This is a genomic window from Capnocytophaga sp. (genome assembly GCF_030532915.1).
In the GTDB taxonomy this organism is placed as follows: domain Bacteria; phylum Bacteroidota; class Bacteroidia; order Flavobacteriales; family Flavobacteriaceae; genus Capnocytophaga.
Map to the genome: position 1 here is coordinate 4,214 of NZ_JAUNKD010000054.1, position 7,444 is coordinate 11,657.

Consider the following 7,444-nt stretch of genomic DNA (forward strand, 5'->3'; position numbering starts at 1 on the left):
AACTAAAATCTTAAAAAACAAGAAAATGAAAGAAAAATACATACAAGAACTTGAAAAGTTAGATGAAAAAGTACTTGAAAAACTACTTTTGCTTTCCAAAAGTAAAAAGGCAAAGGATTATTTAACCAATCCGCTGTTATGGGTAACGGTCAAAAAGTTTTTCGGACTTTAATCCTCACTAAAACAAAAAGTTATGAAAAAACAAACCTCAAAAAGGTTGGGCAATCCGGCAGCTGTGGCAACGGTAACGGGCGTGGCAAACTCAAAGGCGGGCGATAAGATAGTGGACAAAGGTTTTCGTGCCATTGAAAAACAGCAAGACTTTATGCGTGAGTACGTTCCGAAACTTTTTATCTCGGCGATTATCATCACGGGGGTTGTTTTTGGTCCGAAATTATTCAAACGCTGGAAACGAAAGAATTACGCCAAAAAACACATCGGCGACCCCAACGTGCAAGCAGCAATAATCATCCGTAAGTCGTTCACGAAATTGGAATTTCCCGGCGCACTCAGTTGGGTATTGGACGACCTGCATCTGTGGACAGACGAAAAGCAATTATTCAGCATCGCCCGCAAAGTAACCGATTTGAAAGAAGTATCAAAAGCATATTACATTCTGTTTGACAGTGTGTTAGCCGATGATTTGAAAAACGGATTTTCATCAAAAGAATTTCAGAAATTCTTCGACATCATCCAAGGCAAGGAGGGCAATCCCAACCCTATGAAAGTGCTTCCGGAAGGCGCTACGGTTTTTTCGGCAATGAAAGCCCCGATGACCATTTACCAGGCGGTTTGGGACGCGAAAATTCGCAAGTGGCGACAGGTAAATAAACTCTGGAAAACAGTCAATTACAATGACGAAATCGGCAAGGTGCATCGCGTAGTCAAGCACTCGGACAAAAGTCGTTTTTACATCATTGACGGCGGGCTGTTTAAATCCGGCTACGGCTTAGTTTGGGACAATAAAATTAAAGACACAATCAATTAAGTATGAACACATTTGTAAAATATAATCTGTACGAAGCGATGGGCGCACCCCTCACTGCCCAACATTTGAAACCGAAGGTAATTTCGGAATGTACCATTTGCAAAAAAGCCATCAAAGGAAAAGTTTTTGCCGCTGATGACAAGCAACCGCTTGGAGGTACGCACGTGGTCAATCGCACCCTCAACAAAGGAACCACAACCGGCGATGACGGTAGTTTTAGCTTGCAAGCCTCGCCTTCTGATGATATTGAAATTAGCTATATCGGTTTTAAAACACTGAAAATCAAAGCGGGGAAAGTGCCGGCTGTGATTTACTTGCAAACCGACGTAAACGAGCTTGCGCCCGTTGTGGTAACTCCCAAAAAACCAAACAGTAACGCCACGGCGCAACCGACAACCCCCACCAAAAAAGTAGAGGTAACGCCGTCAATGAATGATAAATTAGCCAAAAATAAAAAATGGATTTGGCTGGCAATCATCACATTGGGCGTAATTGGTGGGGCGTATTATTTCAGTAAAAACAACAATAAAAAGAAGTAAAATGGCAGTAGGACGAAATACAGACAGCAATAAAATAGTTTTGGAAGTGAAAGTAGACGGGCAAGCCGGCAATTTATCCGAAGCCGACCGCCAGCTCCTTTCCGACTTCAAAGAAAATTCGGCAAACATTCTAAAAAAAACGAAAAGCGATGATATTTTGCTCGCCAACGGGGAAACCCTTTCAAAGGAAAAACTCAAAGGTGAACGTGGTGAGCGTGGGCTACAAGGAGCGCAAGGTATTCAAGGCGTTCAGGGTCAGCGAGGCGAACGCGGTTTGCGAGGTGAGCAAGGAGCAAACGGCAAATCCGCATATCAAATCGCCGTTGATAATGGTTTTCAAGGCGATGAAACCGCTTGGCTTGAAAGCCTTAAAGGGCAAAGCATTTCCGAAGATGAAAAACAAAAACTCATCAGAAAAGACGAACTTGGCGAACATATTGAACTATATTCCAAAGGGCAATGGCACAAAGCGATGAAAATTGATTACGACAAGCAATTCATCTATCCACAAGAGTTTGAATTTAAGCCTTTTGAAGTATTACATAAAAACGGAAAGTTTATGCCGCAGTTTGGAGGTATTTGGGACGAATTTGTTAAGGCAAAAGCCGAAACAATGACAAAATACTACGTCAATCCCGACACAGGCAAAGACACCAATGACGGGCTTACGCCCCAAACCGCCCTGCGTTCCGTTACCGATGCCATCAATGTAAAAGGTTGTCGTTACATTGAAATCGCTACCAACAACGGTGTTATTCAAAGTAATTATGATTTAAAAGACCTTAATATTATAGGAGACGAGCCGCTTATTATCGTAGCGCCGAACCAAGTAAGTAACGGCGGTTTACTGCCATCCCACTTCTTCATCAGCGGTTCAACCAAAGAAGACGAAGCAGCAGATATTTGGAAGATTGCCAATATCAGTTGGGTTATCGGGATGTTTGAGCACGACCAAGAAAAATCGTTCAACATCGATCGAAATTCACTGCTTCCGTATAAAAAGTTTGATTCGTTAGAAGAATTGAAAGAAAAAGGCAGTTTTCCGGCGTACTATTATGATGCGGAAACGAAAAGCCTGTATATCAAACAAAATCATAACGAAAGTATTTCGTCTACATCATATATTCACATTCAAAAGCAGTTGAATTTCAACATAAAAGGCAATGTTCCGTTTATTTACACGCAAGGCATTAATTTTTACAATGTAAATAATGTAGCGGGGCTTCGTGTGCATAATTCGGCAGCACAGCAAAATACTCGATTGTTTTTCAGCGGTTGCGGATTTAAATTCAATCCGCTGGGAGGTGGTTTGCAAACCATTAACGTGAAGGAGGTATGGCTTGAAAATACCCAAGCTAATGATAATAAAACCTTTGGTTTTGAGTATTTAACGGCTTCCGGTAAGGAGAAAACCAAAGTAGTAGAAATCAACAGCAAAGTGAACAATGTGCAAAACGCCTCAAAACTAACAGGTGGTGAGGCTATTGTTCGGATCAATTGCAAATATAGCGAGACCTCACAAGAAAGCGTGCTTGACCGTGGTGAAAATAGCAATTCGTTGAATCTCAATGCCAACGGTGATTATGTTTTAGTCGAAAATAAAGCCGCTTTCAAAGCCTCCGGAGCCGGCACTAAACAGTGGCTTTTTGACTGTAATTCCAAAAGTCATTTGCCGCAGTTTTTGCTTACCGAAACCGAATCAGGGGCTAAACAGTTCCTTAATAATGTGGATAACTATCAGGTAGCCAACCTGTCCGGTGATATTGAACAAGTTCCGTTGCTTACGCAAAACGTTTTTAAGAAAAAAGAAACTGTTGATACTCAAAAGGTGTATCTTCGAGTTGTCGGTGAGATGATTGAGTATTCATATGACAATGTGGACTGGGAAATGCTATTCCCCATAAAAATGCTCAAAGGGCAAACGCATCGAAAAACAATGAAAATTCCGACATTCAAGCAACAAAAAGGTTTGGTGTATTACAAACTCGGAGCCGGAGGCGAATGGACGCTTCTTTGTCGGGTTGAAGATTTTTTTGCTAAAGAACACGGAATTGTCATCACACCTTCCGACGTTATTGGCGACCGATTGAATTATTATAAAGTGTTATTTGCCGTGAACCACAAAGTGTTGGTGCTGGCAGGTAAATATGAATTTGACTGTTCTAATGTTTGGGGCGTAAAACCAAAATCGGGAAGCTGGGTTCGATTCTCGCAAGGTGCGCATTGGAAAATGCGTCCGACAAAATCCGATGTGTATTCATTGCTTTGGATGGGTGATTTTATAGCCAACGACATTGTTGTCGAGGGCGGTTTTTTTGAAGGCGATAAGTGGGAACACGGCTACCGATACCACGAAGGGCAGACCTTCAATGAGTGGGGACACGGTGTCTGTTTTTCAGGCGCTCGAAATATCATCTTGCGGGATATGAAGTTTGCGCGTTTTCCGGGTGATGGTATTTTGATAGGTGGCTTGTTTAATTCCCGTTTTTACAACGCCGAAATTGAAGATTGCCGTAGGGAAGGTATTTTCGTAGGTAGCTGTAATGATGTGGAAATACATAATTATCGTATTAGTAACATTTCATCTCCTTACGAAAAATTTGTGAACTATCCGGGCAGTTTAGACCCCGGATTGCCGTCAAGAGTGTACCGCTCTTTGAGTTACGGAATTAATTGCGAGCCGGATTATGCTGACCGTCACATCGACGGGCTTCGCCTGTATAACTGTGTATTTGACAATAACGAAGGGTATCGTTGTATTGGGCTTAATATTACTTCGCACAATTCGGCAACTCCGCCGTGGTATCGCAAAGGTAAACCAATGGATCTAATTATGAAAGTGGAGGTACATCATTGTGAATTCCACAAAGATATGCTGCATTCATCTTGCCCTACGGATAATTCTGTTGGATATGTAAGGGTCATAAAACCACGATTTTATAATTCGAAACAATGTGCATTGTATTTTAGTAATCACATATCGGCAAATTATCATACCGAAGTAGACAATCCGAAGTTTTATGACTGTACCACAAGGCGCATTACCCGTGTCGGAGCTACTGAAAAGCCTACGATTGCCCCTATTGCCTTCAATATTACAGAGAAAGACGGTACAATCAGTGCTAAACAAGCCGGAGTAGGAATTAAAAACATTCGCATTGTGCGTCCTGAATTTTACGCCAAAGATGAGGCATCGTTCAAAGATTGGGCGATTTCATTCAATCAGGATATTAGCAGACTTGCTGATATGGAAAATGTTGAAATCATTGAGGCTTTGCTAATTGGCTATAAGGATGTATTTAACAGTTTCGACAAAAATTCAATTTCACCCAAGCATCCGAGTTTTACCTTTACGTTACACCCTGATTGTCAGTTTGTCAAAAAAACAGGAGATTTAATCGTAGATAACACTTTTTCAAATACATTCATTGATAAATCGGATGCGGGTAATGTGATTTTTAAAGATGCTGTTCCTGTTACAGGCGTGGAGCATTTTGTAAAGAACTCGTCTACCGGTGAAGTCAAGCTGAAATTTGAAAGTCCGACCGACATTGAAGGCTTGGCATACGGCATTCAAGAATTTGCTCTCGCACGAGGTAAACGACTTAAAATGCGTAAGATAGATGCAAATCGTTGGGAATATTTAGAAGGGACGGCGTAAAAATGTGAGCTATGATAAACAAACTTAATTCCCAGCGTAAAATTGTGGTTGAAGTGAAGGCAACGGGGGGCTCAGTAGGAGTGCCAAATCCTACCGAAAAAAGCCTGATTGAAAAAATCACCACACTTGAAAAGCAACTAATTCAAACTAAAGAAATTACAACACAAAAGCCGAATTTCAAAGGCTTTCATTCTCTGGTAACCTAACAATGGAAAAACAACTTAAAACATTCGTAACCAACACAATGCCGCTGCCTGAACACAAGGCAGATGAACTCATTGCCGATTTTATTCGCTATAACAGAAACGTAGCCGAATATACACATCTGTTTGAAAATGAAAATGATACAATCCAAAAGGTAAGCGATTTTTTAAAAGACGAAGGCAAAATCCTGCGCCCGTGTTCGTTTTATGTGTATTCCGACGGACTTAAAAATGCCAGTATTTTCGTTGCAGATGAAGTGGGCGAATGCCGATTGGTAGGCAATACCGACAACATTTTGCCATCCAAAAAGGAAAAAATAAGCGCCATAGCCATCTCAAAATCAGCATTTCGCTTGGAAAATCCTCCCGCTTATTTGGGTGAAATTACCGATTTTTCCGTTAAAGGGTATTTTCTCGGGGAAGGCAGTTTTGTAAAGCAAAACATCGTGGTTTCGGGCTATTGGGCGTATAGCAATGATACTAAGGAAATTACCTTTCCTGAAAACCCGTATATCGAAGTCGGCAAAGTATATACGCTTGACGTTTCTTTTGATTGGAATGAATTTCCCCGCCAATTTCTCTGGCTTAACGATTTTGTACTTAATAACTGATTACTAACTCATTAAACTTTTATATGGAAAAAATTTTTGTAACCCTTTGGATCATTTTCGGCATTTATTTATTAGTGATGTTCGCCATTTTGGCAGATTTGTGGAGTGGCGTTCGCAAGGCAAAACAAATGAACGTAACACGTACTTCTTACGGGTATCGACGTACCATCACGAAAATAGCGCAATATTATAACGTACTGATAGCCTTAACCGTAGCCGATGCGATGCAGATGTCAGCCGTATGGTACGCCGAACAATATTACGACTATAAAATTCTGTTTTTTCCGTTCGTTACCCTCATCGGAGCCTTGCTTTTATGCCTGATAGAAATCAAATCGATTTACGAAAAAGCCGAAGACAAAGTACGGCTGGACAATGCCGGGCAGCTCGTGGGCAAAATCATCACCAACCGCGATGATTTGGGCGAAATCGTCAAGTCGGTAGTGGATTATATGAACGAAAAAAATACACAGAAAGATGAAAAATAAAATGTTGAAGTAGGTAAAAAGAAATAAGCAATTCACATTATCAGGTCAGCATAAATAATTATGGTAGATACCTGCAAGTCGATTAATGTGAACTGCTTACGGGGCAAAGATACAAAATAAGTTTAATGAAAACAAGTTATAAATGAAAAAAATCCTGTTTGACAATCGTTTTCTGCTGTGGCTGTTGCTGGCAATGTGGGCAATTGCTTTTTTAACGGCGTGCAAAGGCGTACAAAGCCACTCCGACACGGTGCGGACTGATTTTTTCAGCCGACAGAACGAACTTTTTGTGATGAAAAACTTGCGCATCAACGATTCGCTTGTGCTGCCCGTTCCGATGCCCGAAACGCGCGACAAAAAGTGCGACAGCCTTTGCCAAATCGAAGTGCAACGCCTGCTTAAATTGCTCAATACCAAAAAGAAGTCAGGCAGTAACGAGTACGGATTTTATTACGATGAATACAAAAAAACGCTTACGGCCTACGCTATTTTAGATAGCACTTTTTCCGCATTTAAAACGGAAAAAAGTCAGCAAAAAACAGAAAATTATCGGTTTGAAATTGTGCGCGTTTCTGAAAAATACGTGCCCGTGTGGATACAAATTTTGGCGTGGATAGGCGGGGGTTGGTTGATGTATTTTTGTATAAATAATTATAAGATAATCAGAAAGTTACTTCCTTTTTAAAACAAAAAAAATGAAAATAGACAGAAAATATTTGGTTTTAGGAACCGTGGGCGTGCTGGCGGTGTCGCTGATGAGTTTTGCCAGCGCCAAAAAAACACAAGCTGCCGAAGTGTTTGAAAAAATGCTCTTGAAAATCAGCGATGTAAAACGCTTTGACATCAATTGGAAACGCGTACGCCTCTATGTTGATTTAACATTGCAAAACGTTACGGCACAAGATTTTAACTTTTCAACGGCAGGACTGTTACAAGGTAAGGTTTATCGCGTAT

General features: G+C 40.9%; 8 protein-coding genes. All 8 read left to right on the forward strand.

All coding sequences use genetic code 11. The features are described from left to right. The first annotated feature begins 193 nt into the window (after window positions 1-193). The gene (locus tag Q4D72_RS11390; protein ID WP_303077986.1) at window positions 194-988 is read left to right on the forward strand and encodes a hypothetical protein; all 795 of its coding nucleotides are present in this window, start codon (window positions 194-196) and stop codon (window positions 986-988) included. Window positions 989-990: 2 nt separating this feature from the next. After that, window positions 991-1,527 carry a carboxypeptidase-like regulatory domain-containing protein gene (locus tag Q4D72_RS11395; RefSeq protein WP_303077987.1) on the forward strand — a complete coding sequence of 179 codons (537 nt, stop codon included), beginning with the start codon at window positions 991-993 and terminating at the stop codon, window positions 1,525-1,527. A gap of 1 nt (window position 1,528) precedes the next feature. Beyond that, the gene (locus Q4D72_RS11400) at window positions 1,529-5,188 is read left to right on the forward strand and encodes a right-handed parallel beta-helix repeat-containing protein (RefSeq protein WP_303077988.1); all 3,660 of its coding nucleotides are present in this window, start codon (window positions 1,529-1,531) and stop codon (window positions 5,186-5,188) included. Between the two features lie 11 nt (window positions 5,189-5,199). Continuing rightward, complete coding sequence (locus Q4D72_RS11405; RefSeq protein ID WP_303077989.1) at window positions 5,200-5,394, forward strand: hypothetical protein; 195 nt, start codon at window positions 5,200-5,202, stop codon at window positions 5,392-5,394. A 2-nt stretch (window positions 5,395-5,396) separates the two neighbouring features. After that, window positions 5,397-6,002 (forward strand): hypothetical protein, encoded by a 606-nt coding sequence (locus tag Q4D72_RS11410; RefSeq protein ID WP_303077990.1) that lies wholly within the window; start codon window positions 5,397-5,399, stop codon window positions 6,000-6,002. A 23-nt stretch (window positions 6,003-6,025) separates the two neighbouring features. Further along, entirely contained in the window at window positions 6,026-6,490 is a 465-nt protein-coding gene (locus tag Q4D72_RS11415; RefSeq protein ID WP_303077992.1) for a hypothetical protein, read from the forward strand. 142 nt (window positions 6,491-6,632) lie between these two features. Beyond that, the gene (locus Q4D72_RS11420; protein WP_303077993.1) at window positions 6,633-7,175 is read left to right on the forward strand and encodes a hypothetical protein; all 543 of its coding nucleotides are present in this window, start codon (window positions 6,633-6,635) and stop codon (window positions 7,173-7,175) included. A 10-nt stretch (window positions 7,176-7,185) separates the two neighbouring features. Continuing rightward, window positions 7,186-7,444 (forward strand): hypothetical protein (locus Q4D72_RS11425; protein WP_303077994.1); only part of this gene is annotated, 259 nt, incomplete at its 3' end.

Bases quoted from the DNA above. Each gene is read 5' to 3' on its own strand.
- Q4D72_RS11390 (WP_303077986.1), top strand. From the start codon at position 194: ATGAAAAAACAAACCTCAAAAAGGTTGGGCAATCCGGCAGCTGTGGCA.
- Q4D72_RS11395 (WP_303077987.1), top strand. From the start codon at position 991: ATGAACACATTTGTAAAATATAATCTGTACGAAGCGATGGGCGCACCC.
- Q4D72_RS11400 (WP_303077988.1), top strand. From the start codon at position 1,529: ATGGCAGTAGGACGAAATACAGACAGCAATAAAATAGTTTTGGAAGTG.
- Q4D72_RS11405 (WP_303077989.1), top strand. From the start codon at position 5,200: ATGATAAACAAACTTAATTCCCAGCGTAAAATTGTGGTTGAAGTGAAG.
- Q4D72_RS11410 (WP_303077990.1), top strand. From the start codon at position 5,397: ATGGAAAAACAACTTAAAACATTCGTAACCAACACAATGCCGCTGCCT.
- Q4D72_RS11415 (WP_303077992.1), top strand. From the start codon at position 6,026: ATGGAAAAAATTTTTGTAACCCTTTGGATCATTTTCGGCATTTATTTA.
- Q4D72_RS11420 (WP_303077993.1), top strand. From the start codon at position 6,633: ATGAAAAAAATCCTGTTTGACAATCGTTTTCTGCTGTGGCTGTTGCTG.